Source organism: Govania unica (assembly GCF_027920805.1).
Classification (GTDB): domain Bacteria; phylum Pseudomonadota; class Alphaproteobacteria; order Sphingomonadales; family Govanellaceae; genus Govanella; species Govanella unica.
In genome coordinates this window covers 324,509-349,818 of record NZ_JANWOI010000001.1, presented here as the reverse complement: position 1 = coordinate 349,818, position 25,310 = coordinate 324,509, and the positions used below count along the sequence as shown (strand labels likewise).

General features: G+C 59.1%; 23 protein-coding genes and 1 tRNA gene. 13 read left to right on the top strand and 11 right to left on the bottom strand.

Annotation, left to right across the window (positions count from 1 at the left end):
* Positions 1–2: 2 nt before the first annotated feature.
* The 5 genes from NYP16_RS01545 to NYP16_RS01525 form a co-directional block, all read right to left on the bottom strand.
* Complete coding sequence (locus NYP16_RS01545) at positions 3–1,370, bottom strand: DUF4139 domain-containing protein (protein ID WP_274942348.1); 1,368 nt, start codon at positions 1,368–1,370, stop codon at positions 3–5.
* Positions 1,371–1,375: 5 nt separating this feature from the next.
* Positions 1,376–1,792: a large conductance mechanosensitive channel protein MscL gene (mscL, locus tag NYP16_RS01540; protein ID WP_274942347.1), complete on the bottom strand. Its 417-nt coding sequence runs from the start codon at positions 1,790–1,792 to the stop codon at positions 1,376–1,378.
* Between the two features lie 107 nt (positions 1,793–1,899).
* A complete protein-coding gene (folD, locus tag NYP16_RS01535; RefSeq protein WP_274942346.1) occupies positions 1,900–2,766 on the bottom strand; it encodes a bifunctional methylenetetrahydrofolate dehydrogenase/methenyltetrahydrofolate cyclohydrolase FolD in 867 nt (288 codons plus the stop codon).
* A 13-nt stretch (positions 2,767–2,779) separates the two neighbouring features.
* Positions 2,780–3,091, bottom strand: a complete 312-nt coding sequence (locus NYP16_RS01530) for a DUF167 domain-containing protein (RefSeq protein WP_274942345.1) — start codon at positions 3,089–3,091, stop codon at positions 2,780–2,782.
* Between the two features lie 7 nt (positions 3,092–3,098).
* Positions 3,099–3,398: a YggT family protein gene (locus NYP16_RS01525; RefSeq protein ID WP_274942344.1), complete on the bottom strand. Its 300-nt coding sequence runs from the start codon at positions 3,396–3,398 to the stop codon at positions 3,099–3,101.
* Between the two features lie 262 nt (positions 3,399–3,660).
* On the opposite strand from NYP16_RS01525, the gene NYP16_RS01520 reads away from it, so the two are divergent.
* From NYP16_RS01520 to NYP16_RS01510, 3 genes are all read left to right on the top strand, one after another.
* On the top strand, positions 3,661–6,033 hold the full coding sequence (locus NYP16_RS01520; protein ID WP_274942343.1) for a putative bifunctional diguanylate cyclase/phosphodiesterase: 2,373 nt from the start codon (positions 3,661–3,663) through the stop codon (positions 6,031–6,033).
* Positions 6,034–6,135: 102 nt separating this feature from the next.
* Complete coding sequence (locus NYP16_RS01515) at positions 6,136–9,012, top strand: NHL repeat-containing protein (protein ID WP_274942342.1); 2,877 nt, start codon at positions 6,136–6,138, stop codon at positions 9,010–9,012.
* Positions 9,009–9,422: a flagellar basal body-associated FliL family protein gene (locus NYP16_RS01510; RefSeq protein WP_274942341.1), complete on the top strand. Its 414-nt coding sequence runs from the start codon at positions 9,009–9,011 to the stop codon at positions 9,420–9,422. Before NYP16_RS01515 ends, NYP16_RS01510 begins: the two co-directional genes overlap by 4 nt.
* 15 nt (positions 9,423–9,437) lie before the next feature.
* Here NYP16_RS01510 and NYP16_RS01505 read toward each other — a convergent pair whose 3' ends face one another.
* Positions 9,438–10,256: a glucose 1-dehydrogenase gene (locus tag NYP16_RS01505; protein ID WP_274942340.1), complete on the bottom strand. Its 819-nt coding sequence runs from the start codon at positions 10,254–10,256 to the stop codon at positions 9,438–9,440.
* Positions 10,257–10,462: 206 nt separating this feature from the next.
* Here NYP16_RS01505 and NYP16_RS01500 point away from each other — a divergent pair, with 206 nt between their 5' ends.
* Complete coding sequence (locus NYP16_RS01500; RefSeq protein ID WP_274942339.1) at positions 10,463–13,147, top strand: TonB-dependent receptor plug domain-containing protein; 2,685 nt, start codon at positions 10,463–10,465, stop codon at positions 13,145–13,147.
* Between the two features lie 146 nt (positions 13,148–13,293).
* Here the strand turns inward: NYP16_RS01500 and NYP16_RS01495 are convergent, their stop codons facing one another.
* The 3 genes from NYP16_RS01495 to NYP16_RS01485 form a co-directional block, all read right to left on the bottom strand.
* A complete protein-coding gene (locus NYP16_RS01495; protein ID WP_274942338.1) occupies positions 13,294–13,500 on the bottom strand; it encodes a cold-shock protein in 207 nt (68 codons plus the stop codon).
* Between the two features lie 327 nt (positions 13,501–13,827).
* A complete protein-coding gene (locus NYP16_RS01490) occupies positions 13,828–14,106 on the bottom strand; it encodes a hypothetical protein (protein WP_274942337.1) in 279 nt (92 codons plus the stop codon).
* A gap of 264 nt (positions 14,107–14,370) precedes the next feature.
* Positions 14,371–14,457: transfer RNA gene (locus tag NYP16_RS01485), tRNA-Leu, on the bottom strand.
* A 162-nt stretch (positions 14,458–14,619) separates the two neighbouring features.
* On the opposite strand from NYP16_RS01485, the gene NYP16_RS01480 reads away from it, so the two are divergent.
* Together NYP16_RS01480 and NYP16_RS01475 are read left to right on the top strand one after the other, a co-directional pair.
* Positions 14,620–15,105 (top strand): disulfide bond formation protein B, encoded by a 486-nt coding sequence (locus NYP16_RS01480; protein WP_274942336.1) that lies wholly within the window; start codon positions 14,620–14,622, stop codon positions 15,103–15,105.
* A gap of 14 nt (positions 15,106–15,119) precedes the next feature.
* A complete protein-coding gene (locus NYP16_RS01475) occupies positions 15,120–15,680 on the top strand; it encodes a demethoxyubiquinone hydroxylase family protein (RefSeq protein WP_274942335.1) in 561 nt (186 codons plus the stop codon).
* A gap of 125 nt (positions 15,681–15,805) precedes the next feature.
* Here NYP16_RS01475 and NYP16_RS01470 read toward each other — a convergent pair whose 3' ends face one another.
* The gene (locus tag NYP16_RS01470) at positions 15,806–16,384 is read right to left on the bottom strand and encodes an HNH endonuclease (RefSeq protein ID WP_274942334.1); all 579 of its coding nucleotides are present in this window, start codon (positions 16,382–16,384) and stop codon (positions 15,806–15,808) included.
* Between the two features lie 135 nt (positions 16,385–16,519).
* Here NYP16_RS01470 and gluQRS point away from each other — a divergent pair, with 135 nt between their 5' ends.
* Positions 16,520–17,392, top strand: a complete 873-nt coding sequence (gene gluQRS / locus NYP16_RS01465) for a tRNA glutamyl-Q(34) synthetase GluQRS (RefSeq protein WP_274942333.1) — start codon at positions 16,520–16,522, stop codon at positions 17,390–17,392.
* 47 nt (positions 17,393–17,439) lie between these two features.
* Positions 17,440–17,778 carry a hypothetical protein gene (locus NYP16_RS01460; RefSeq protein WP_274942332.1) on the top strand — a complete coding sequence of 113 codons (339 nt, stop codon included), beginning with the start codon at positions 17,440–17,442 and terminating at the stop codon, positions 17,776–17,778.
* Positions 17,779–17,801: 23 nt separating this feature from the next.
* Here NYP16_RS01460 and NYP16_RS01455 read toward each other — a convergent pair whose 3' ends face one another.
* On the bottom strand, positions 17,802–19,802 hold the full coding sequence (locus tag NYP16_RS01455; RefSeq protein WP_274942331.1) for a protein meaA: 2,001 nt from the start codon (positions 19,800–19,802) through the stop codon (positions 17,802–17,804).
* 521 nt (positions 19,803–20,323) lie between these two features.
* On the opposite strand from NYP16_RS01455, the gene ccrA reads away from it, so the two are divergent.
* From ccrA to NYP16_RS01430, 5 genes are all read left to right on the top strand, one after another.
* Positions 20,324–21,643 (top strand): crotonyl-CoA carboxylase/reductase, encoded by a 1,320-nt coding sequence (gene ccrA, locus NYP16_RS01450; protein WP_274942330.1) that lies wholly within the window; start codon positions 20,324–20,326, stop codon positions 21,641–21,643.
* Positions 21,644–21,744: 101 nt separating this feature from the next.
* On the top strand, positions 21,745–23,448 hold the full coding sequence (locus tag NYP16_RS01445; protein WP_274942329.1) for an acyl-CoA dehydrogenase family protein: 1,704 nt from the start codon (positions 21,745–21,747) through the stop codon (positions 23,446–23,448).
* 70 nt (positions 23,449–23,518) lie between these two features.
* A complete protein-coding gene (locus tag NYP16_RS01440) occupies positions 23,519–23,716 on the top strand; it encodes a twin transmembrane helix small protein (RefSeq protein ID WP_274942328.1) in 198 nt (65 codons plus the stop codon).
* A 21-nt stretch (positions 23,717–23,737) separates the two neighbouring features.
* Positions 23,738–24,301: a cob(I)yrinic acid a,c-diamide adenosyltransferase gene (locus NYP16_RS01435; RefSeq protein ID WP_274942327.1), complete on the top strand. Its 564-nt coding sequence runs from the start codon at positions 23,738–23,740 to the stop codon at positions 24,299–24,301.
* Positions 24,302–24,558: 257 nt separating this feature from the next.
* Positions 24,559–25,308 (top strand): electron transfer flavoprotein subunit beta/FixA family protein, encoded by a 750-nt coding sequence (locus NYP16_RS01430; protein ID WP_274942326.1) that lies wholly within the window; start codon positions 24,559–24,561, stop codon positions 25,306–25,308.
* Positions 25,309–25,310 lie beyond the last annotated feature (2 nt).

The following is a 25,310-nucleotide window of genomic DNA, read 5'->3' as shown; positions in this document are numbered from 1 at the left end:
CGCTATTCCTTCTGGCGCACAGTGAAGGTCAGCAAGCTGTCCCCCTTGGCCGGAACCGTCACAGTCCATTCGGCACTCAAGGCATCAGGAGCGCTATGGGACGCGGATTCCGCCGTAATATCCCAATTGGTCCCGAACCCGGCCTGACGGAAGACGACAGTCACCGCTTCGGCCCGCGCATTGCGGAAGCGGTAAGCCATGGCGTTTTCGTAGCGGTCTTTCTTATATTCCCGCCGCGCCGTGATAGTCGATTGCACCGTCACATCAAAGGCTTTGCCCACGCGCGGCCGGATATCGAGCCCTTCCGGGGTGTGGTCGATCGTATCTTCCCCCAGGAAATGCGATTGCCCGAATTGATCCTTGCCATAAATACGGATGACCCCGGCCGGCAGCGGCTCGCCCAGACCATCCGCTTTGCTGTTGGCGATGGTGATATCCACATCCACATGGGCCGCTTCACGCTGGGTCAGAAAATCCCCGGCTTCGTAACTATAACGTTTCGTGGCCTTGACCGTCGGAGCGTCGAGGAAGCTCACCTGTTTGGTCTGATTGTTGGCGATGGTCGTCGCCTCGGGCAGCGTATAAAGGTGATAATCACCGAACGCCTCGCGGCTCGCGCTCTTCACCATGGCGGTTTCAAAATTGCGCCCAGCCATGGGACGGCCGCCCACGCGATTGACGCTTCCCGCGACCAGCTGAGTTTTCACATCCCGGTAAGCAATGCCGCTGTTGTTGGTCAGGGTGATCCAGCCCTGCAAGCTGAGGCTGCCCTGCTTTTCATCAAAGGCCGCCACATAATCGGCACGCCAGGACAACCCGCGCGTCAGGTAATTCAGTTCAAGATTGCGCCCGCCCGCCGTCGTGGCATCGATCAGCATCGACAGCGTCGGCTTGGCCTTGAGATTATCCGGCAGTTTGTCAAAAATTACCCGGGTCGGAATGCTGTCCTGCCGCAGGATTTCGATGCGATTGCCGATTTGCAGGGTCACGCCGTCATTGACGGCAAGGACCTTGGCGGTTTCCCGTTGCTCTGCCCCGTTGCCGGGGTTGATGCGCACGATCTGCACCGTCTGGCCGACCGCCTTTTCCATCAATTTGGTCGGCGTCAGCAGATCGAAATCGAAATTCTGCTCAACAAGCGTGAGCCCCGCAGCCTTCAGAACCACGGATTCCGGGATGATTTCCGCCGAGACATCGGGAAATTCCACACGGTTGCGGCCCGCTTGCAACGTCATATCGCGCTGATCGCGCACCAGCGCCAGATTTTCATTATAAATCGTGAGTGACAACGAGGACGCCGCCGACACGGGCCCGGCTGCCGGGATCGCCAAAGCGACCCCAGCCAGCAACGCATAACCAAAACGAACCATGGGGCTTATGCCTTGGCCTTCAGAAGATCACGGATTTGCGTCAGCAGAACCACGTCCTCAGCCGGAGCCGCAGGAGCCACAGCTTCGGCCTTCTTGAACCGATTGACCTGTTTGATCAACATGAAGATGGCAAAAGCCACGATCAGGAAATTGATCACCGCATTGATGAACATGCCATAGCGGATGACCGGCGCGCCGGCCTTGGTGGCCTCAGCCAGCGTCGCATAGCTTTCACCATTCAAGGCAATGAACTTGTCAGCGAAATCGAGCCCGCCTGCCAGCAACCCGATGGGCGGCATCAGCACGTCATTCACCAGCGAACTGACAATGGTCCCAAAGGCTGCGCCGATAATGATACCGACAGCCATGTCGATCATATTGCCGCGCATGGCGAACTCTTTGAATTCCTTAATAATGCTCATGTTCCCTGTCTCCTTTGGATTGCGCTATGGGCAACGCGGTTCGCGTCAGAAAGCATATGCCCTCTGACGCAATCCCGCAACTTAATGACTACTTGAAAAAACTTATTCTAGCCGACGCTACGGCGCGCCGCAGTCAGGGTATTGGCCAGAAGACAGGCGATGGTCATGGGGCCCACGCCGCCGGGCACAGGGGTGATAGCGCCCGCCACCTCGACCGCCTCGGCAAAGGCAACGTCACCGACGAGCCTGGTCTTGCCGCCATCGGCCGGCACGCGATTGATGCCGACGTCGATCACCGTCGCCCCCGGCTTGATCCAGTCGCCACGAATGAATTCCGGACGCCCCACCGCCGCCACCAGAATATCGGCGGAGCGGCATTCGGCAGCCAGATCCCGCGTCCGCGAATGCGCGATCGTGACTGTGCAGCTTTCCTTAAGCAGCAGTTGCGCCATCGGCTTGCCGACGATGTTGGAGCGTCCGACCACCACGGCCTTCAAACCGGAAAGATCACCAAGCTGATCTTTCAACAGCATGATGCAGCCCAAGGGCGTGCAAGGCACAAGCCCCGCGCCACCGGTCGCAAGCAGGCCCACATTGACCACATGAAAGCCATCCACGTCTTTTCTCGGATCGATGGCGGCCAGCACTTTCTGTTCGTCGATCTGCTGCGGCAACGGCAATTGCACCAGAATGCCATGAACCGCCGGATCGGCATTTAGCCGGGCCACCAGAGCCAACAGATCAGCTTCGGAGGTCTCCGGGGCAAGCTTATGTTCAAAGGATGCCATGCCCGCCTCGCGGGTCTGTATGCCCTTGTTCTTGACATAGACCGCACTTGCCGGATCTTCCCCGACCAGCACCACCGCGAGCCCCGGCGTGACGCCGCTTTCAGCCTTGAGCTCGGCCACCTCGGTGCCGATCCACGCCCGCAATTCAGCCGCGAAAGCCTTGCCGTCTATCAATTTCGCCGTCATGCCGAAGGTTTCCTTATATCAAAAGCGTGGCCGCAACTACCGCCGCAAGCTGGTTTCCGTCGCCACGGAGGAGAACACGTTTGCTCCGCGCACTTTCGCCGCTGAGAATATCGAGGCTGCTTTTCGGTATCCTGAACATCCTGGCCAGAAGCCGGAGCAGGGCCTGATTGGCCTTGCCATCTTCCGGCGCTGCCGTAAGCCTGATCTTGAGCCAAAGCTTGCCATCCGCATCTTCGACGATGCCATCAATGCCATCGCGGGAGGACTTGGGCGTCACCCGCACCGCAAGCATCAGACCTTCAGCAGTAACGGTCCAGGGCGTCATGAAGGCCCTATGGGGCCACCCCGAGCGCGGGAGCAATATCACGAATGATCAGCACCTCAAGGCCATAGAGCAGCAGAAAAACGACGATCGGCGAAATATCGATAGCCCCCAGATTCGGCAGGATATTACGCACCGGACGCAGAACCGGCTCGGTCAGACGGTAAAGCACCTCGGACAATCCGGCCACGAAACGGTTGCCGGTATTCACGAGATTGAACGCGAACAACCAGCTGAGGATGATCGAGGCAATCAGAACAAGTTTGAAAATCCCGATCACAGCCAGGATCACTGAAAGCAAGGCAGTCATCAAACGTGACCCTCTTCAACTTGCCGCTGTGGAGCGGCGGAACAGCAAATGCGGATCAGATTTACCCGCTCGCTCAGGCGTCCGCAAGTGGCGAGATGGCCACAAGCAATCGCCCGGCTGGATAAAAACCTGTTTCAATACATGCGCTTCTGTCAGTTTAACCCGGAAGTAATTCTTTTATCATTAAGATATCGTTTCTCGCACCAACCCCTTGAGAAACCACGGCATGACGACAACTGTAGCAGGCCGGGCAACCGGTAACATGGCACAAAAACTGGACCTGCCGCGTCTCAAGGACCGCGTCACCACGCTATATTCCCAGACACCCGCGCAAGTACTGACGGGTCTGGTCACATCCCTTATCCTGCTCATTTTTCAGAACTATTTGGGTATTTCTGGACTGACCGGATTTGCCATCGCCATTGCCGCAACCCAACTCCTGCGGCTTGGTCCCTGGATTTATTTTCGTCGCGTCCCGCCGCGCCATGGTCAGCGCCTCTGGTACAGCCGCGCCGAAACTTTTTTCCTTCTCTGTTCAGCACTTGCCGCACTGACAATTGGTTTGACGGCAGCGGATATTCTGGTTTTGGCGGACAGAAACAGTCAGTTTCTGGTCATTTTTCTCATGGCCCCGCCGCTTGCCATCAGTTTGACACTGGCTCCAGCCTCGGCCCACGCCTCAAGCCTGAATGCCATGCTCATTCTTGGCGTTCCGGCGCTTTTGCATCTGTTGTCTCCAACGCCTGACCTGCTTCAGGTTGAAGCCCGGCTGCTGGTGATGATGGGCCTTTTGCTCTGGGTCAGTTTCCGCCTTGAACGCCAGGCCAACGCCCTCAATGAAACGGTGCGCCAATGCGCCGAGCTTGAAGCTCACCTCGCGTCCCAGGCCTATCTCGCGAATCGAACCCGGGAGACGCTTCAGAATGTGCTTGGCTGTGTCAGCTTCGGCATCGCCATTTATGACCGCCATCTCCACCTGACCGCCCTCAACGCAGCATATGTGGAGCTGTTCCCACAAAATTCCGGACTTATTCGCGAGGGCGCGCGCCTCGAAGATGTCCATCGGCTGTTGTTTCAGTATCACGATCCCATCGACGATCTGGCCAATCACCGCATTCTGATCTTCCTGAAGAAAATTTCCGAGGAACCCACCGCCACCGACCATCGGCTGGAACATACCCTGGTCGATGGCCGCATCATTCATATCCATGCTCAGCGCATGCCCGACAATGGCTGGGTCCTGACCACCATGGATATGACCAGCGGCCGCAAGGCGGCGACCGAGGCCATGCTGCATCTCTCCCGCCATGACAGCCTGACCGGCCTGCCGAACCGCACCATGATCCGCCGCAATCTTGAACGCAACGTGACCCGGGCCAGTCGGCCGCGGGATCTGGTGGCGGTGATGCTGTTCAATCTGTCCGGCTTCCGCAGCATCAATGATGGGTTCGGCACCGATATCGGCGACGAAATTCTGCTCAATGTGGCGCAAAGGCTCAATCAGAACTGCGACAAAAGCGATACCGTCGGGCGCCTGGGCGGCGATGAATTTGCCGTGATTTCCACCGTCCTCAGCTCCCCCCATGCCGTCGAGCAGCAGGCCCGCGTCCTTGCTAATGCCTTGCGCCAGCCGATCGAGATCAACGGCCAGAAAATCGATCTTGGGGTGGCCGCAGGCATCACCATCTATCCTCACGACCAGAGCAGCCCGGACGAACTTCTGCGCAATGCCGGCCACGCCCTGAACCGCGCCCGCAGTGCCGATAAAAACAGCATCGTCCTGTTCGATCAGGGCATGCAGAAGGAACTGCAGGCACGGGCGGCCCTCGAAATCGACATTCGCGCCAATCTCGACAGCCATCAATTCAGCTTTCACTATCAGCCGCAGATCGACCTTCAAAGCAAACAGCTGGTCGGTGTGGAGGCGCTGTTGCGCTGGAATCATCCTGAACGCGGCTGGGTCTCCCCCGATCAGTTCATCCCCGTGGCCGAGATGTCACGCCTGATCATCCCGCTCACCGAACGCATGTTGCCCGAGGTCTGCGAACAGGCCCGCATCTGGGATTCCCGGGGGCTGCCGCCGTTCAAGATCGCCGTCAATCTGTCGCCAATCCACATCGCCGAAGGCAGTTTCCCGGCCTTTCTGCGCGAAACCCTCGCCGCCTTCAATCTGCGCGCTGAACGCTTCGAGTTTGAAATCACCGAAACGGCCATCATGGGCAATTCCGAACTGGCCATCGAAAGCCTGCGTGAAATCGAGGCGACCGGCGCAACTCTCGCCGTCGATGACTTTGGCACCGGCTATGCCTCGATTTCCTATCTGCGTCAGTTTCCAGTGTCCAAACTCAAGATCGACCGTAGCTTCGTCATGGAGCTGACGCTCGACCCGAACGCCCGCGCCATTGTCGCCGCCGTCACCCGTCTCGGCCATAGTTTCGGCCTGAAAGTGGTGGCCGAAGGCGTTGAAACCGAAGCTCAGGCCCAGGCCCTCACCGCCATTCATTGCGACATGGCCCAGGGCTATCTGTTCTCCCGCGCCCTCACTGGTGACGATCTCAGCCGCTGGGCCGAAGAACGTTTTGTCCGCAGCGTGGTGACCAACTGGACGCGCCCGCAGAGTGGAACCGCCGAATAACACCAGTTAACGAGACATTAAGATCTCCCTGCCAGACTGACAGATGGAATAGTCTGTCTTAACCGTCAGGGCGCTCATTCAATGCAGAGAACGTAGGTCGGCGTGGCAACCATATCGAGTTTCAGCCTGATCCAATTGGACAGTTCGTTGCTGACCGCGCATTATCAGGCGCAGCAGGCAACGCGAGGTGTGGGCTCCTTGCCCGCAGGATCGGTTTCGAAACTCAACAGCAAGCCGCCAACCGCCCAGACCCCCTGGAACCAGCTTGAGGACAAGACGCCGCTTGAGCGCCGGATCACCGCGCTCAAAACCACCCAGAATTTCATCAACAGCAATTCAAGCAATGCCAAGCTCGCCGGCGACAATAAGGACGCAAAGGCGCTGTTCACGCTTTATGAAGCGCTGGTGAAGCTCAAGGATATTGCCGACTACGCCTCGGATAAAAACCGCACCGATACGGTGCGCTCGACGCTCGACATTCTGATGCAAAAGGGTCTGTCACAGATCAAGGACTTCATGCAGACGACAGATCTCAATCTGCTTGATCTTGTCTATGGCAGCAAAAGCAACAAGGTGCAGACCCAGATCGGCGTCGGCAAGAACGCATCGAAATTCATCGGCCGCAGCCTGCTGACAAGCTCCAAGGAGGCCGCCATTTCCGGCGTCTCCCCAAGCGACCGTTTCACCGTCACCATCAGCAAGTCCGGTGAAACCCGGGATTTCGATATTGACCTGTCGGAAATTTCCGGCCCGATTTCGCTACAAGCGATCGCCGACCTTGTCAATTCGAAGATCGAAGCCGAGACCACCACCAACGCCCTTGGCGAAACGGTCAGCAAATATACGACGCGTTTCAATGTGGAAAAGATCGACAACACCCATTATTCGCTGGCCCTCTCCGGCCTCACCGGTGAAAAGGTCAGCCTGACCGCCGCCGTCGCGGAACCGAGCCTGTTTGTGGTCGGCACCAGCAAAGCCAACGACAAGGCCGTCACCACTGGAACGCTGACCCGTCTCGATGGCCTCGACAACAGCGATCCCACACGTGGCTTTCGCGACAGCATCGCGGGCCAGGGCACAACCCTGCTTGAGGTCAATGACAAAACGGCCGCGACCGATCCTTTGAATGGCCGTACCAATGCCACCATCGAAAAGATCCGTCAGTCGGTCACCGATCTCTATAAAGAACTCGATATCGAAACCAACAAAACCGACAGCAGCCGCCCCAACACCGAAACCACAGCCTCCGCCGTGGCCGTCGACAGCGAAGGCCATGTCTTCGTCATCGGCAACAGTGCTGGCGATTTCGGACACGAGGTCAATCGGTCGGACGGCAGCGACGTTTACCTGACCAAATATGACGCCGCCGGCAATGTCGTGTGGCAGCATCTGCTGGGCGCGAATGGCACCGCGTCGGGCTATGGCATCACCATCGACAGCAACGACAATGTGATCATTGCGGGCAGCGTCAACGGCACCCTGACCGGCAATGAGCTGTTCAAAGGCACCGACAGCTTCGTCACCAAATTCTCCAATTCCGGGGACCAGCTCTGGACCAAGCAAATCGACAGTTACGCCGATGACAGCGCCTTTGCCGTCGCGGTCGACGCCGACAACAATGTCTATATCACCGGCCAGACCAAAGGCGCCTTTACAAGCGGCCTCACACCAGGCGGCAGCAATGACATGTATGTGGCCAAACTGTCCGGCAGCAAAGGCAACATCCTGGCCGCAAGCCAGTTCGGCACCGCCGACTCCGAAGTCGGCAAAGCCATCGCCGTCACCGATGACGGCAATATTCTCGTGGCCTCCGAAGAAAACGGACGAGCCATCGTGCGCAAACTTGACTCGACGGATCTGACCACGGTGCTGTGGGAAAAAGACCTTGGCAGTCTTGGCTCCGGCTCCATCAGCGGTATTGCTGTCGAAGGCACGAATATCTATCTCGCGGGCAGCACCACCAACAGCAGCTTTGGCGGCGGCACGGTGACCAACCCGCAATCAGGCGCAAGCGACGGCTTTGTTCTCAGGCTGGATGACGGCGGCACCGACGCTTCGGTTGCCTGGACCAATTTCGTCGGCACCTCAGGCAGCGATTACATCACCGGCATCGCCGCAAGCGGCGGCCAGGTTTATGTCTCGGGCCGCACCTCGGGACAGATGGGCGCCGAGTCCAAAACCGGCAGCACTGACGCCTTCGCCGGCAAGATCGACGGCATGACCGGCAGCACCGCCTGGATTGAACAGATGGGCGGCCTGACCGGAGCAAACGGCGCGACCGGCATCGCCATATCGTCAAACGGCAGCTCGGTTCTAAGCAAGCTCGGTCTTGGCCCGGGCAGCGTGCAGGTGACCGAAGACCGCACGCTCATGGCGCAAACCACACTGCGGGCGGGCGATTATTTTTATCTCTCGGTCAATGGCGGGCAACAGCAAAAGATCGTCATCCGCGAGGGCGATACGTTCGAGCGCCTGGCGTCGCGCATCAACACCGCGTCCTTCCGCAATATTAAGGCCGAAACCGTCATCGGCGGTCCCGAGGGACGGCGGCTCAAGATCAGCGCCATCAATGGTGGCGAAATTAAAATCATGTCCGGCAGCGGTGACAAGGACGCGCTCAAAAGCCTTGGTATCGAGCCGACCACCATCATATCGACTGACAAGCTTTATAATCTCAATACCGGCAAAAACGGCAAAGCCGCCGACCTCGATCTCGGCGGGCTTTTCGGTTTGAATTTCGAAGCCGGACTCACCACCTCGACCATGAATGGGTCCAAGTATCTCGCTGGCAAACTTGCCGACGCCATTGCCCAGATGCAGCGCGCCTATCGCTCGCTCTATCACGATCCGACCATCGAGGCGCTGAAGAATAACGCGAAAAAAACCAGCGGCACAGTGCCTGCCCATCTGCAAAAGCAGCTGGCAAACTATAAGGACGGCCTCAGCCGCCTGATGTCATCGGGCGGCATGAACATATGAGCCGAGCGCTGATCCTTGCACTTGCCACCCTGCTCGCGCTTGACGCAAGCACCGTGGTTCAGGCGGCCGAGGGTGAAAGCGAGCGGATATCTACGATCCGCAACAATCTTCCCATGGAGCCGCTGACGGTCAGCGTCTTTAGCAACAATCGCGTGCGTGGTCTGCTTGCCGTCGATCTTTCGCTCGATCTCAAGAATCCGGATAAACGGGCGCAGATTGAAAAGATCCTGCCCCGTCTCAGGGATCGTTACATCACCAGCCTGACCAGATTTGCCGCCAACCGCGTCGAGGTCAACCGGGCCCTGGACCTCGCCGCCCTGACCCAGTTGCTGCAGGATGTGACCGATGACGTGCTCGGCCAGCAAGCGGCGAACATCCTGATCGGCGGCGCCACCGTTCGCCGGCTTTAAGCCCTGCAACTTTTCCTACATCGCACTGATGCCGCCATCGATCACGAGTTCGGCTCCGGTCATGAAAGATGACTCCTCCGAGGCCAGAAAAACGATTGCCGCCGCGATTTCCTCGGGCCGCCCGAGCCGTCCGAGCGGAATCTGCCGGACCAGCCGCGCATGAACCTCCGCCTGCGGCTTGTCCCGCGCGAGATCATCCAATATCGCCGTCATGACGAAAGACGGATGCACCGAGTTTGAGCGGATCCCATAGCCCGCCCGCGCACAATGCAGCGCCACCGATTTCGACAAATGCCGCACCGCCGCCTTGGCGGAATTATAGGCGGCAAGATTATGCCCGGCGACAATCCCCGACACCGACGAAATATTGACGATGGACCCGCCGCCTGCCTCACCGCCGCTGGACGCAGCCATCAGCGGAATGGCATATTTACAGCCAAGAAACACACTGTCGAGATCGACCGCGTGAAGCTTGTGCCAATCTTCAAGGCTCGTCTCCTCGACCGTGCCGGTGATGACGATGCCCGCGTTATTGACAAGAATATGAAGACCGCCAAAACGGTCCTCTGTTGCGGCGAGCACAAGCTGCCAGTCCTCGGCCCGCGTCACATCATGACCCACCCCCAAGGCGCGATCCCCGTATGTAGCCGCGAGCGCCGTCACAGCTGCCCCCTCTATATCGCTCAAGACCACCCGCGCGCCCTCGCGAAGCAGCAGCTCCGCCGTTGCACGCCCGATGCCTGACGCCGCCCCGGTCACAAGCGCGACCTTGCCCGCAACCCGTCCAACGGATGGTTGAAAGCCCCCCTGTTGTGCCTTGTCACCGCTTGTCATCGCGCCCTCCTGCTCATGGTCACTAAAACGAACGTTTATATATATTCCTGTTTTACCCCAAACGACAGAACCAAACCACAGCTGACATGGCCGTCGCCAATGTGTCACAGGCGTAACCAACAAAGCGTCTTTCTCGCAACAGTTGTATTACGGCGCCCGGCGACCTCCAGACTTGGGGAAGCCATTTCATACAGAAAGGCTGTGCAATGGCACAAAAAAAATGGTTACTGGCCTCCACTGCGCTCGGCGCCATGGCGGGATTGATCTCGACTGCTGTTTTCATATCAAGCGCTTCCGCTCAACCCAAGCCCGCTGCCAAAAACGGCACCGGAGATGATAGCGCCATCATTGAACAGGTCCTGGTTACCGGCACCTATATCAAACGTAAATCGCAGCTCGACTCCCCCGCGCCCCTTTCGATCATCGATGGCGCTGACCTCGCCCAGCAAGGCTTCACCTCCGCCAGCGACGCAGCGCGCTTCATGACCATCAACAGCGGGTCTGAACTGAACAGCGACGCCTTTACCCAGAATTTCTCCACCGGCACCGCCAATATCAATCTGCGTGGCCTCGGGCTCAGTTCCACCCTGGTGCTTATCAACGGCCGTCGCCAGACATTGTCGAGCGCCTATGCTGACGACGGCGACACCTTCGTCGACACCAACGCGCTCATGCCCCTGATCATGATCGACCGTATCGAAGTCCTGAAAGACGGTGCGGCAGCGCTTTACGGCACCGATGCCGTGGCCGGGGTGGTCAATTACATCACCCGCAACGATTTTCGCGGCTTCGAAGCCACCGCCCGCTTCCAAACCACGACCCAAAGCAGCCAGCGGGATGTCGATCTCGGCCTGATCGGCGGCTGGGGCAATGACAAGGCGCAGCTGGTCGCCGCCCTCAGTTACAAACGGCGCAGCGAACTGCTCGCCGCTGATCGTGATTTCACACGCGGCTCGGGTATTTCCGCCTCTGGCCAGCCGGGCTCCGTCTTTGGTCTCGTACCCGGCAACCCAGCATTCCCTGCCATCGATCCAGGCTGCGCCAAAGGCACAAACAGTATTCCCCATCTGCTGGCTCCGCGTCCGGCCGGATTGCCCTTCGACATCGGAACCTGCGATTTTGACTTTAGCCCCTATTACAGTCTGGTGCCGAAAGAAGAGCGCATTCAAGCCTATGCAACCGGCAACATCAAATTCTCCGACAGCGTCGAGTTTTTCGCCGAACTCGGCTATTCCGGCAACAGCGCCCTACGCTCAAACGCGCCGTCCTTCCCGGTTGCCTCGCCCGAGGCGGTGCCTGGCAACCACCCCGGCATTCCAGCCGCGCTCCGCCCGCTCTGGCCGACATCTCAGCCGCGCCTTTTTCTTGGCCGCATCCTCGGCGACGCTGCCGGGGTTTCACCAAGCGAGCATGATTCCGACACCTACCGCCTGGTTGGCGGATTGCGCGGCGACCTCACCGGCACATGGTCCTGGGAAACATCGGTCAGTTACAGCAAGAACCGTTTCTTTCTGATGGCGGAAGATGTGATCACCAGCCGCTACCGCGCGGCCCTGAATGGTCACGGCGGCCCTGACGGCAACCAATGGTTTAATCCGTTCAGCACCTCCATCGGCGCAACGCCAGATCAGATTGGCATCTATAACGATCCGGCCCTCATCGATTACATCGTGCAACCCTTGACCGTCCATTCAAGCGCAAGTTTATGGACCGCCGATGCGCGCCTCTCCGGTTCGCTTCTGAGCTTGCCCGCAGGCGATCTCGGCCTGGCCGTTGGCGCGCAGTATCGTCATGAGGCTCTCGCCTATGATTTCAACGACGCCTATAATCAGCAACAATTCCTGTTCCTCGTTGGCGGTCCCAACTTCAAAGGCAGCCGCGACATCCAGGCGGGCTTTGTCGAACTGGCGATCCCGGTCATCAACAGTTTTGAAATTCAGGCCGCCGCCCGTTATGAGGATTATGGCCACGGCGTCAATACACTCGATCCGAAAATCTCGGCACTCTGGCGACCGCTTGACAGCGTCACGCTCAGGGGGTCGTTCGGAACAGCGTTCCGTGCCCCCTCGCTATTTCAAACGCTCGGATCCAAGACCTCGCTCGTCAATATCAACATGGCCGGGCAAAGCATTTTCCGCGCCGCCCGCACAAACGGCAATCTCGATCTCAAGCCGCAGAATGCCGATGTTTTCAACGCCGGTATTTCCTGGCACCCAAACAGCAATTTTCTCGCGAGCCTCGATTACTGGCGGTTCAAATATAAAAATCTGATCGTGCAGGAAGACGCGCAAAGCATCGTCAAGGCCGCCCTCGCTGGCAATGCGCAGGCGTTCAGCCAACTTGAATATGACGGGTTCAACAATCTCTCGATGATCAATGTGCGCTATATCAATGCGCCAAGCGTCACCACGGACGGCATCGATATGTCGGCGAGTTATACCTGGCCGACTGCGGCGGGATTTGTCCGTCTCGCTGGGGACGCCACCTATGTGTTCAAATATAACGCGGTCGATCAGTTCGGAACGCCGTTCGAGGGCGCAGGCCGTCGGAACTACGGCACCTTTGCGCGGTCGATCCCGCAATGGCGCGGCAATGCCTATTTGACCGTCAACAACGGCAACCATCTCGCGACCGCCGTCTTCCGTTATATAGACAGCTATATCGACAACGAGAACAACGCCAAGGTCGGCGCCTATACCACCCTCGATGTGCAATACAGCTATAGTTTCTCGGGTCTGTTCGGAGGCTCCGGAGGCAGCGCGATCACCATGGGCGCGATCAATATTCTCGATCGTCAGGCACCTCATCTCGATACCTTCGGCGGCTATGACTCGAAAGTGCACGACCCGCGCGGACGTCTGGTTTATGTGGAGTTCAAGCAAGGCTTCTAAGCCTGCCTGCGGCAGACACCAAAAGGGCGGCGAACAAAGCCGCCCTTTTTCTTTTTCCCAAAAAAGCATAAAAAAAATGACCTTCGTCACGCGGGCGAAGGCCATGCAACAGTTTCTGCGTCCCCTAAGGGACCACCAAACTGTATTTAGATGATTTTCAGTTCGTCAGCCGAGCTGCGGCCGCGACGGTCATTCACCAGTTCGTAACCGATGCGCTGACCATCCTTAAGCCCTGCCAAACCAGCCCGCTCAACTGCGCTGATGTGCACGAACACATCTTTGTCGCCGTCGTCCGGAGTGATAAAGCCAAAACCCTTGGTGGCGTTAAACCACTTCACGGTGCCTGATGACATAGTCCTAGTCTCCATACGCTATAATCAGAGTGTCCGTTAATCGAGGCGTCAGGAAGGCGACCGAACCGCCTGTCACTGAGATCCTCAAAGATCGCGTAGGAGACTGCGGCAGGCGCGCGTTGTAGATCGCTCGTCAACGCAATGAGGAAACGCGGCTTTCAGGCCAAAGTCAAGGTCAAAACATTGATAGAAAGCGCGTTTGCGCCCTAATTTGGCACATTGCGACATAAAAGACATGATTTCTCGGCCCCATCATTCCCGCAACGGTTGCGGTCTTCATTCCCTGTTTAGGAATTAACCGCTCAGGACTTCAGCAGGCTCGAAACGTCAGAGATCAATTTCACCCGTCCGCGCATCGATGGACAGCGTAAAGCCCGAGCCATCGATCATGCGGCCGCGCACCCCATAGGTGCCGCCCACATAACCCACATCACTGATATGACGATACCCAAGCGCTTCAAGGCGCATCAGGATCACCGACAACGGGACGCCATCGCCGACCTGGCGAAAATCATGATCAAACTCATCCGCCTCAACCGAGGACGCCGCGGCGGTGGCCATGCCTGCAGCAAGGATAAGGGCGGTTGCCGTAGTGCGCATCGTCATCCTGTCCCCCACTCTGAAGTACGTTTTGAACCATCGAATCACCATGTGATGACTGGGCCATTAGCGATGAACAATGTGGCAACAGTACGACGCTCTTGAACCCACAGTCAAAAAAGCAAATGCCATCGGGAATAGAGCCGGCGGCGAAACCACCCGGGTCAGATTGGATCTACAGAGGGAATATGCGCAGACTGGCGATGACGGCCAGAGCCTTAGCAGGGACGGCAAAACATCTTATCTGCACAAGATGAAACCTGCATAAAATGGTGCGGGTGGTCGGACTCGAACCGACACTCTGTCGCCAGAACCGGATTTTGAGTCCGGCGCGTCTACCAATTCCGCCACACCCGCATGTTGCCGTCGAAATCGGGCTGCATCTTACCCGGACTATGCGCCGGGTCAACATATTCTCACCAAGAATATGCAAGAGAGTGGAGCAGCCTTGACGACAGCGGCGCTTTCTTGGGACAAGGGAAAGATCGCAGTATCCTCCGTGTCAAGGAACCCCCCTCTATGCCGCGCCTCGACCGCAATATACCGCTCATCCTCACGGCCGCTTCCATCGCCATTCTCGGGACCGTATTCGCCTTGGAGCATGTGGGCGGCTATCTCCCGTGCGAGCTTTGCTGGTGGCAGCGTTATGTGTATATGGCGGCGATCCCGCTCGGCGTGCTAGCCATCGTCACCGACCGCCCGGAAGCTGGTGGATCGTCCAAACGACTGCTCGCCCTTCTTGGATTCCTGTTTCTGATGGGCGCGGGCATTGCCGGATATCATTTCGGTGTCGAGCAGAAATGGTGGCAGGGTCCCACCGCCTGCAGCAGCATCGACCTTGAAGGCTCGATCGAGGATGTCTTCCGTGCCGTCATGGCCATGCCGATCATTCGCTGCGATAGCCCAAGCTGGACGCTGTTCGGGCTGTCCATGGCGGGGTATAATTTCATCCTGTCCCTGATCCTCGCCGCCCTCGCCCTGCGCGGTGCGCAGTCGCGACTCTGACACGGAATAACGCCATGACCCGCAACCCTGAAGCCCCCTCTGTTCTGCCCGGCGATCCCTCCGCGAAGGATCAGCGGGCTCGTTTGCTGCGCGTCGATCACGCCGGTGAATATGGTGCGGCGCGGATCTATCGCGGCCAGCTCGATGTGCTCGGCGCAAGCCACCCCCTGAGCGCCACCATTCAGCATATGGAAGCACAGGAAGGCCGCCATCTCGCCACCTTCGACAATCTGTTGCGCGAACAGCAGGTACGGCCGACGGCGCTGGGACCGTTCTGGCATGTGGCCGGCTATGCGCTTGGCGCGGCCACCGCTCTGATGGGGCCGAAAGCCGCCATGGCCTGCACGGCGGCGGTCGAGGAGGTGATCGACGACCATTACAGCGCCCAGATCAAGGCCCTCGGCCCCGAAGATCAGGAGCTCACCCGCACCCTCGAAGATTTCCGCGCCGAGGAAAACGAGCATCGCCAGACCGCACTCGATCACGGCGCCGCCGACACCCCCGGTTACCGCCTGCTGTCCGGCGCCATCAAAACCGGCTGCCGCGCCGCCATCTGGTTGTCACAGAGGGTGTGAGCTGGCGGCACCATGGATACGCGGGTCAAGCCCGCGTATGACAATGGTTTGATGTGGATGACAATTCCTTAATTCTGTCATTGCCGGGCTTGACCCGGCAATCTATGCCGCCACCAACACCGCTCTCACGGCTCCAGTTCGCTGTCCCAATAGAGGTAATCGCGCCAGCTTTGATGCAGGTAGTTGGGCGGGAAATGGCGGCCGTTCATCTGCAGCTGTTGCACCGTCGGCTGGAACGGCCAATGCGACGGCAGCATGTCAGCCTCACGCGGGGTGCGGCCGCCCTTGCGCCAGTTGCAGGGGGCGCAGGCCGTGGTCACATTCTGCCAGGTGGTGCGCCCGCCGTAGGCCCGGGGCACCACATGATCAAACGTGAGATCGGTTCCCGAACGCTGGGTCTCCCCGCAATATTGGCAGGTGAAGCTGTCACGCAGAAACAGATTAAACCGGGTGAACGCCGGATTGCGGGCCGGGCGGATATAACGTTTGAGCGCGATGACGCTCGGCAGCCGGAATTCCGTCCCCGGGCTGTGAACCACGCGGTCATATTCGGCCACGATATTGACGCGGTCGAGAAACACCGCCTTGATCACCGTTTGCCAGCCCCAGAGGGACAACGGAAAATAGCTCAGCGGCTGATAATTGGCATTCAACACCAGCGCCGGATAAGCATCGAGAGATAACGAAGCAGTCTGTACGCCCATTGTTCCAACTCGTCCCCATATGCGGGGAATCATCAAGCTTCAGGGTATCGACGCTAGTTTCTATACAAGATACAGTGTGTGGAAATTATGACAGTCGAAACTGCTGCGTCAATATTCATGACCCACTCAGGTTGAATGATAGCACCATCGCCCGGCTCCGTCGTGACACGCTTTGCCCCAAGCCCCACCGGCGGCTTGCATCTCGGCCATGCCTTTTCGGCCCTCCATGCCTATCACCTGGCAAAACAGGCGGGCGGACGCTTTCTTCTCAGGATCGAGGATATCGACCAAAGCCGCTGCCACCCCGCCTTCATCACAAACATCCTTGAAGACCTCGCCTGGCTCGGCCTTGACTGGGAAACCCCGGTACGCCGCCAGTCCGAACATTTCGACGATTACCGCGCGGCGCTCGCCAGGCTTGACGCGCTTGGTCTCATCTATCCCTGTTTCTGCAGCCGGAAAGATATCACAAGATCCGCCGATGCCCCCCATGGCCCCGAGGGTCCGCTATATTCGGGCAGCTGCCGGAGCTTGAGCCCAGACGCCCGAGCCGCGCGCATGGCAAACGGCGGCCCCTATGCCCTCAGACTCGATGTCACCAAAGCCCGGAACCTTGCCGGTCCAGACCTCTGGTTCGAGGATGCGCTTCAGGGACTCACCCGCGCCGCCCCCGAAAGCCTTGGCGATGTGGTGCTCGCCCGCAGGGACACCCCGGCAAGTTATCATCTGGCGGTGACGGTTGATGATGCGCTTCAGGGGGTGACGCTGGTGACCCGTGGCACCGACCTGTTCCATGCCACGCATATTCATCGCCTGTTACAGGCCGTGCTTGGCTTGCCCGTGCCGCGCTATCATCATCATGCCTTGCTGCTGAATGCCGACGGCAAGCGCTTTGCCAAACGCGACAAAGCCATGACACTCCGCGACATGCGCGCAAGCGGCCGCACCCCCGTCGATATCCGGCGCGAGATTCTGGCCCGGGGCGGTACCGTCTTTACCGCTTGCTAAGACTTTCGTCCGTATCGTGAGCGCTTGTCTCATGAGGAATAATCCCAATGCAGATAAACGCACGCGCGATCCCGAGCCTCAGCTTGAAACAGCTTGTCCGCCGACTTGCCCCGTGGATCGCCCGCAGCCTACCCCCGCCTGAAGACCATCATCACGACCAGGTCCCGGACCTCCTCACTCAGCATTACAACCGCGAAGCCGACGCTTTATCCGCAGCCCTGATCGGGCTCACGGACTGTCTCTCTCACCAGAACCCCGCAATGCTCAAATCCCGCGCCGACGACATGGCCCGGCTTGCAAGCGAATGGCTCGCGCTCAGCGAAAATACCATCCCCAAAAGCGAGTCCCGCAAGGATCCTCGGTGGACCCGCCAGCATAAGGCATGAGCGCCATCGGCGGGCTGATGTCGTCACCCCGCCGATGGATAGGCCGCATCCACGATCTTGACGATATCGGCCATGATGTCCGTCATCTGATAGTCTTTCGGCGTATAGACCCGGGCGACCCCGGCACGGGTCAGGATGTCCGCGTCTTCGGGCGGGATAATGCCGCCGACGATCACCGGCACGTCCGCGATACCGGCCGCCTTCATGCGCTCCATCACTTCGGTCACAAGCGGCAGATGACTGCCCGACAGGATCGACAGCCCGACCACATGCACCCCTTCTTCAAGCGCGGCATTGACGATCTGCGCCGGTGTCAGGCGAATGCCTTCATAGACCACTTCCATGCCGCAATCGCGCGCCTTGACGGCGATCTGTTCGGCGCCGTTCGAATGGCCGTCAAGACCCGGCTTGCCCACAAGGAATTTCAACCGCCGCCCCAGCCGTCCGGACAACGCCTCGACCGCCTGCTGCACATGGCGACTGGCATCGCCGCCACCTCGAGCGGCCCGGCCGACGCCGGTCGGCGCGCGGTATTCACCGAACGCCTCACGTAGTGCCGCGCCCCATTCGCCGGTGGTCACCCCGGCTTTGGCCGCAGCGATCGACGGCTCCATGATATTGCGGCCATCCCGCGCGGCGGCCTTCAGATCCTCAAGGGCAGCCTTGGCCCGCGCCTCATCCCGCGCATCGCGCCAGGCCTTCAGTCCCGCGATCTGCTCGGCCTCGGCTTGCGGATCGACGGTCATGATGCCGCCGTCATCGGCGGACACGAGCGGCGACGGTGCACTTTCGATGAATTTATTGACGCCGACCACGGTCTGCTCGCCAAGCTCGATCCGTCCGAGCCGGGCCGAATTCGAATCGACCAGAGCCTGTTTCATATAGCTCGACTCGACCGCCGCAATGGCCCCACCCATATCATCGATACGAGCGAGTTCGGCCAAAGCCTCGGCCTTCAGCGCTTCGACCTTGGCGTCAATCACGTGAGAGCCGTCGAAAACATCCTGATACTCAAGCAGATCGGTTTCGTAAGCGACGATCTGCTGCAGCCGCAAACTCCATTGCTGATCCCACGGCCGCGGCAGCCCGAGTGCCTCGTTCCAGGCCGGAAGCTGCACGGCACGCGCCCGCGCCTTTTTCGACAGCACCACCGCGAGCATCTCAAGCAGAATGCGGTAAACGTTATTTTCCGGCTGCGGCTCGGTCAGGCCAAGGCTGTTGACTTGCACGCCGTAGCGGAAACGGCGATGCTTTTCGTCCGCAACGCCATAGCGCTCCCGCGTGATGTCATCCCACAGATCCACAAACGCCCGCATCTTGCACAGCTCAGTGATAAAGCGCACGCCCGCATTGACGAAAAAGCTGATGCGCCCGACCACTTCGGGGAAGTCCTCCGGCGGCACCTGACCGCCAGCTTTGACGGCATCAAGCACCGCGACCGCAGTCGCCAGCGCAAAGGCCAGCTCCTGCACCGGCGTCGCCCCGGCTTCCTGCAAATGATAGGAGCAGACGTTGGTCGGATTCCATTTCGGAATCTCGCGATAGGTGAAGGCGATCACATCAGTGATCAGCCGCATGCTGGCCTTGGGCGGGAAAATATAAGTGCCGCGCGACAGATATTCCTTGATGATATCGTTCTGCACCGTGCCCTGCAATGTGGTGCGATCCACCCCCTGTTCCTCGGCCGCCGCAATATAAAGCGCAAGCAGCCAAGGTGCCGTCGCATTGATCGTCATCGACGTGTTCATGCGCTCAAGCGGGATATCGGCAAACAGCGCGCGCATGTCGCCCAGATGACAGATCGGCACCCCGACCTTGCCGACTTCCCCCCGCGCGAGCACATGATCGCTGTCATAGCCGGTCTGAGTCGGCAGATCGAATGCCACCGACAAGCCGGTTTGACCGCGCGCAAGATTGGTCCGGTAAAGCTCGTTGGACGCCGCCGCCGAAGAGTGGCCGGAATAGGTCCGGAACAGCCAGGGCTTGTCACTCTTCTGTTTGGCGTCAGTTGCAACGTCGGTCATCGATCGTGTCTTTCCAGATGTCAGATTGAGGCCGCCTGAGCAGCCATGCACCATATGTGGATTACGTTTTCTCAGCGTGACAAGCAGGCAAATTCATTCGGTCAGAAACATTACCGCAAGAAACTGGCCGAGACGAAGCCCTGATTCGCCCGCTGATTCCTTGACTTTCTCCAAAGCCAGTTTGTATTTTTCATCACATGTACGGACAACAGTATTATTTTATGTCTCCGTATTTGGCAATTTTATATTTAAATTTCCCTATAGACCGCAAGTCAGATATATTTTATTAACTGTTGCGCTGCAAAAATTATCAGTGCAACGCACGAAACTCATACTACAATGGCGACTATCTGTCATGACCATGGCTATCCGAGTGTCATTATTTTGCACTGCAACCAAAAGAGGGTCGGACGCGCAATCCACCGCCCTGAACCAGCCGGATCAGTCCTTGAGGACAGTCTCCTCGAATCCAAAGGAACCATCCGGTGCCAGAGCTGAATGTAGAGAGGGATACAGAAACCATGACCGCCACCGTGACGGCAGAACTGAACAAGGACGCAGTGCATGAGGACTCGGTGACCGCCGGGCTCCCCATCAAGGATCTTTATGAAGTTGGCGAAATTCCGCCGCTCGGCCATGTTCCGGGCAAAATGTACGCCTGGGCCATCCGCCGCGAACGCCATGGCCCGCCGGAACAGTCCATGCAGGTCGAAATCGTGGACGTGCCCGAAGTTGATGCCGATGAAGTGCTCATTCTGGTGATGGCCGCAGGGGTCAATTATAATGGCGTGTGGGCCGGTCTCGGCACCCCCATTTCCCCGTTCGATGTCCATGGCGCGCCCTATCATATTGCGGGCTCCGACGCCTCCGGCATCGTCTATAAGGTCGGCGCCAAGGTCAAACGCTTCAAGGTTGGCGACGAGGTCGTGGTTCACTGCAATCAGGACGACGGCGATGACGAGGAATGCAACGGCGGCGATCCCATGTTCTCGCCGACCCAGCGCATCTGGGGCTATGAGACCCCGGACGGCTCCTTTGCCCAGTTCGCTCGTGTGCAGTCGCGCCAGCTCATGCATCGCCCGCGCCATCTGACCTGGGAGGAAAGCGCCTGCTACACGCTGACCCTCGCCACCGCCTACCGCATGCTGTTCGGTCATCGCCCGCATATCCTGCGTCCGGGCCAGAACGTGCTGGTGTGGGGGGCGTCAGGCGGCCTTGGCTCCATGGCCATTCAGCTCATCACCACGGCCGGCGCGAACGCCATCGGCGTGATTTCCGACGAGACCAAGCGCGAGTTCGTGCTGTCGCTCGGCGCGAAAGGCGTGATCAACCGCAAGGACTTTAATTGCTGGGGTCAGCTGCCGCTGGTCAATTCGCCGGAATACAACGACTACCTCAAGGAAGTCCGCAAATTCGGCAAGGCCATCTGGGACATCACCGGCAAGGGCAATGACGTCGATTTCGTCTTTGAACATCCGGGCGAACAGACCTTCCCGGTGTCCTGCTTCATCGTCAAACGCGGCGGCATGGTGGTGTTCTGTGCCGGCACCAGCGGCTTTAATCTGACCTTCGACGCGCGCTTTGTCTGGATGCGCCAGAAACGTATTCAGGGCAGCCATTTCGCCAATCTGCTGCAGGCGAGCCAGGCCAATCAGCTGGTGATTGAACGCCGCATCGATCCCTGCATGTCCGAAGTGTTCTCGTGGAAAGATATTCCGCGCGCCCATACCAAGATGTGGAAAAACGAACATAAGCCCGGCAATATGGCGGTGCTGATCACGGCGCAGCGTCCGGGCCTCCGCACCTTCGCTGATGTGGTCGACCAGATTCCCGGCCGCTAACAATCCGTCAGTCCGAGCGGAGCGAAGAATCCAGCAAGCCTGGATCCTGTCGCTTCGCTCGGGATGACGGAATTTCTCGTTCTATTCCGGAGTCATACCCGATGTCAGATATTCTCGATCCGGCCGATCTCGACGACGAAGCCGGCTCCCTCATTGATACCTGTGCCGAAGCGCTTGAGTCGGCCGAAAAGCTCGGCGCCGTGGCGCGCGATGCGCTCGCCCAGCATGTGGTCCGGAATGGCGCGCTCGATCGCGAGGCCATGGAGGAACATCAGTTCGCCGTCCATGGCCTGTCCTGGATCGCAACCTATGTGGAAACTTTGCGTGAGACCCTCGGCTGGGCCCGGCGGCTTGAGGCCGATGGCCAGTTCGGCGAACTCGAACATCTGATGCTGCAGGCTGGCTTCGGCGAATATCTGGCGCAGCTTGCGGGTGGCATCCCGATGTCCCAGGGCGAAATCGTCCGCCCCGCCGATCTCTGGGTCAGCGGCGACATGGTCGCCGATTTCCGCAACGAAGCGGTCGAGGCGCTGATCGAGGCCGGAAACGCCCCCGACGTGCGCAGCCGCATCGCCGACCTGATCGAACATAGCGCCGACAGCGGAGCCTTCGGCGCGCTCGGCCTGGAAGACACCTATGAGATGATCCGGCAGGAGTTCCGCCGCTTCGCCAATGCCGAAGTCATCCCCTATGCCCATGGCTGGCATCTGAAAGACGAATTCATCCCGCTCGACATCATCCGGAAAATGAGCGACATGGGCGTGTTCGGCCTGACCATCCCCGAAGAGCTAGGCGGATCCGGCCTCGGCAAGACCGCCATGTGCGTGGTGTCCGAGGAACTGAGCCGCGGCTATATCGGCGTCGGCTCGCTCGGCACACGGTCGGAAATCGCCGCCGAACTTATTCTGAACGGCGGCACGCCCGAGCAACAGAAACAGTGGCTGCCAAAAATCGCAAGCGGCGAGATTCTGCCCACCGCTGTCTTCACCGAACCAAACACCGGATCGGACCTCGGCTCGCTCAAAACCCGCGCCCAGCTGACCAAGAACGACCAGGGCGAAGACGTCTATAAAATCACCGGCAACAAGACCTGGATCACCCATGCCGCCCGTGCCGATGTGATGACATTGCTTGTGCGCAGCAAAGCCGACGCGCCGGGTTATAAGGGCCTCAGTATGTTGCTCGCGGAAAAGCAGCGCGGTGATGACGCCAATCCCTTCCCCACCCCGGGCATGAGCGGCGGCGAGATCGAAGTGCTCGGCTATCGCGGCATGAAGGAATATGAAATCGGCTTCGATGGGTTCGAAGTCAAAGCCGAAAATCTTCTGGGCGGGGTCGAGGGCAACGGCTTCAAACAATTAATGACGACCTTCGAGTCGGCGCGCATCCAGACCGCCGCCCGGGCGCTCGGCGTGGCCCAATGCGCGCTTGAAATCGGCCTCCGCTATGCCACCGAACGGACGCAGTTCGGCAAACCGATTTATGCCTTCCCCCGTGTGCACGGCAAACTTGCCTGGGCGGCGGTTGAAATCATGATGGCGCGCCAGCTCACCTATTACGCCGCCCGGCAAAAGGACGAGGGCAAACGCTGCGATCTTGAGGCCGGCATGGCCAAGCTTCTGGCCGCCCGCATCGCCTGGGCCACCGCCGACAATGCCTTGCAGGTTCATGGCGGCAATGGCTATGCGCTTGAATATCCCATCAGCCGCGTCTTGTGCGACGCGCGTATTCTCAATATCTTCGAGGGCGCGGCCGAAATTCAGGCCGATGTCATTGCCCGCCGCCTGCTTGGCGCCGGGAATTAAGGCCGAAAGGCCGGACCAGCCCGCAAACGGGCTGTCGTCCGGCCATTAGGTTTTGCCGAGGATGGATGTTATGGACGTTTTGCGTTTTCTACTGCCCTTCATGCTGGTCATCGTGCTCGGCATTCTCGTTGCCGGCATTATTGTCATGGCCAAGGGCGGGGAAACCAGCCGCAAATACAGCAACAAGCTGATGCAGGCCCGCGTGTTGGCGCAGTTCGTCGCCGTGATCGTCATTGTCCTGCTGTTTGTCCTCAGCGGCAGATCCTAACGTCTTTCAGGAGCCCGTCTCATGGTCACTCTCACCAAAATCTACACCCGTGGCGGCGACAAGGGCCAAACCTCACTGGTTGGCGGCCGCCGGGTGTCCAAGCATGACCCGCGCATCGCCGCCTATGGCACCGTGGACGAAGCCAATTCGGTCATCGGTCTGGTGCGGCTTCATACCACGGGCGATATCGACGCCATGCTCGGCCGCATCCAGAACGAACTGTTTGACCTAGGCGCCGATCTCGCCAACCCCGACAGCGATTTCGACAATGCCCAGGCGCTCCGGATTCTGCCGGTGCAGACCGCGCGTCTTGAAGCCGAAATCGACGCCATGAACGCCGACCTCGCATCACTCAATTCGTTCATCCTGCCCGGTGGGTCACCGGCATCCGCCTATCTCCATCTCGCCCGCACCGTGGTCCGCCGCGCTGAGCGCCTGACGGTCGAAGCCGCCGAGGCCGAAGCCATCAACCCCGAAGCGGTGAAATATATCAATCGGTTGTCAGACCTCCTGTTCGTACTTGGGCGCAAGCTCAATGATAACGGCGCAGGGGACATCCTGTGGAAGCCAGGCGCCACGCGCTGAGTCCACAGGCCGACCGGAGCCATACCGCGTTCGAAACAGTGTTTCATGCCATCCAGATGCAGTTTGGCGGCGTTGACAGCAGGATACGGCTGCGCTAACTCTCCAAGGCCCCTTTGTTGCAGCGCATTAGCCGCAGCGCACCAAGCCGGGCCAAAAGACCAGTTTCGACGACCAAAAAGACAAGGCAGACAGTAGAAATAAGGTTAGCTGGCCCGGGAAACGGACGGCAAAGTTTAGGCAAAGGAAAAGGGCTTCCGATGAAAATACTCGTCCCCGTCAAGCGGGTGGTCGACTATAACGTGAAAATTCGCGTCAAGGCCGATCAGAGCGGCGTCGAACTCGCCAATGTGAAAATGTCCATGAACCCCTTCGACGAAATCGCCATCGAAGAGGCGATCCGCTTGAAAGAAGCGGGCAAGGCGACGGAAATCATCGCGGTCTCCGTGGGCCCGGCACAGGCGCAGGAAACCATCCGCACCGCGCTCGCCATGGGCGCCGACCGGGGCATTCTCGTCAAGACCGATGTGGACGCCGAACCGCTCGCCATCGCCAAGGTTCTGAAGGCCATCGCGTTGGACGAAAAAGCCGACCTTGTCATTCTTGGCAAACAGGCCATTGACGGCGACAACAACCAGACCGGCCAGATGCTTGGGCAACTGCTCGGCTGGGGCCAGGGCACCTTTGCCTCGAAGCTTGAAGTGCTGGACGGTACGCTGCGGGTAACGCGCGAAATCGACGGCGGTCTTGAAACCGTGAACCTCAAGCTCCCTGCCATCGTCACCACCGACCTCCGCCTGAACGAGCCGCGCTATGCGTCGCTGCCGAACATCATGAAGGCCAAGAAAAAGCAGCTCGACGAAAAAAGCGCCGCTGATTATGGCGTCGACATGACCCCGCGCCTCAAGACCCTCAAAGTGAGCGAACCGCCCAAGCGCAAGTCTGGCGTCAAGGTCGCCTCGGTGCAGGAACTGGTCGACAAACTGAAAAACGAAGTGGGAGTGATCTGATC

Bases quoted from the DNA above. Each gene is read 5' to 3' on its own strand.
- NYP16_RS01505 (WP_274942340.1), bottom strand. From the start codon at position 10,256: ATGACAAGCGGTGACAAGGCACAACAGGGGGGCTTTCAACCATCCGTT.
- NYP16_RS01435 (WP_274942327.1), top strand. From the start codon at position 23,738: ATGGTCACTCTCACCAAAATCTACACCCGTGGCGGCGACAAGGGCCAA.
- NYP16_RS01495 (WP_274942338.1), bottom strand. From the start codon at position 13,500: ATGTCATCAGGCACCGTGAAGTGGTTTAACGCCACCAAGGGTTTTGGC.
- NYP16_RS01510 (WP_274942341.1), top strand. From the start codon at position 9,009: ATGAGCCGAGCGCTGATCCTTGCACTTGCCACCCTGCTCGCGCTTGAC.
- NYP16_RS01430 (WP_274942326.1), top strand. From the start codon at position 24,559: ATGAAAATACTCGTCCCCGTCAAGCGGGTGGTCGACTATAACGTGAAA.
- NYP16_RS01520 (WP_274942343.1), top strand. From the start codon at position 3,661: ATGGCACAAAAACTGGACCTGCCGCGTCTCAAGGACCGCGTCACCACG.
- NYP16_RS01440 (WP_274942328.1), top strand. From the start codon at position 23,519: ATGGACGTTTTGCGTTTTCTACTGCCCTTCATGCTGGTCATCGTGCTC.
- NYP16_RS01545 (WP_274942348.1), bottom strand. From the start codon at position 1,370: ATGGTTCGTTTTGGTTATGCGTTGCTGGCTGGGGTCGCTTTGGCGATC.
- NYP16_RS01525 (WP_274942344.1), bottom strand. From the start codon at position 3,398: ATGACTGCCTTGCTTTCAGTGATCCTGGCTGTGATCGGGATTTTCAAA.
- NYP16_RS01455 (WP_274942331.1), bottom strand. From the start codon at position 19,802: ATGACCGACGTTGCAACTGACGCCAAACAGAAGAGTGACAAGCCCTGG.
- NYP16_RS01460 (WP_274942332.1), top strand. From the start codon at position 17,440: ATGCAGATAAACGCACGCGCGATCCCGAGCCTCAGCTTGAAACAGCTT.
- NYP16_RS01445 (WP_274942329.1), top strand. From the start codon at position 21,745: ATGTCAGATATTCTCGATCCGGCCGATCTCGACGACGAAGCCGGCTCC.
- NYP16_RS01470 (WP_274942334.1), bottom strand. From the start codon at position 16,384: ATGGGCGTACAGACTGCTTCGTTATCTCTCGATGCTTATCCGGCGCTG.
- gluQRS (WP_274942333.1), top strand. From the start codon at position 16,520: ATGATAGCACCATCGCCCGGCTCCGTCGTGACACGCTTTGCCCCAAGC.
- NYP16_RS01500 (WP_274942339.1), top strand. From the start codon at position 10,463: ATGGCACAAAAAAAATGGTTACTGGCCTCCACTGCGCTCGGCGCCATG.
- folD (WP_274942346.1), bottom strand. From the start codon at position 2,766: ATGACGGCGAAATTGATAGACGGCAAGGCTTTCGCGGCTGAATTGCGG.
- NYP16_RS01490 (WP_274942337.1), bottom strand. From the start codon at position 14,106: ATGACGATGCGCACTACGGCAACCGCCCTTATCCTTGCTGCAGGCATG.
- ccrA (WP_274942330.1), top strand. From the start codon at position 20,324: ATGACCGCCACCGTGACGGCAGAACTGAACAAGGACGCAGTGCATGAG.
- mscL (WP_274942347.1), bottom strand. From the start codon at position 1,792: ATGAGCATTATTAAGGAATTCAAAGAGTTCGCCATGCGCGGCAATATG.
- NYP16_RS01475 (WP_274942335.1), top strand. From the start codon at position 15,120: ATGACCCGCAACCCTGAAGCCCCCTCTGTTCTGCCCGGCGATCCCTCC.
- NYP16_RS01530 (WP_274942345.1), bottom strand. From the start codon at position 3,091: ATGACGCCCTGGACCGTTACTGCTGAAGGTCTGATGCTTGCGGTGCGG.
- NYP16_RS01480 (WP_274942336.1), top strand. From the start codon at position 14,620: ATGCCGCGCCTCGACCGCAATATACCGCTCATCCTCACGGCCGCTTCC.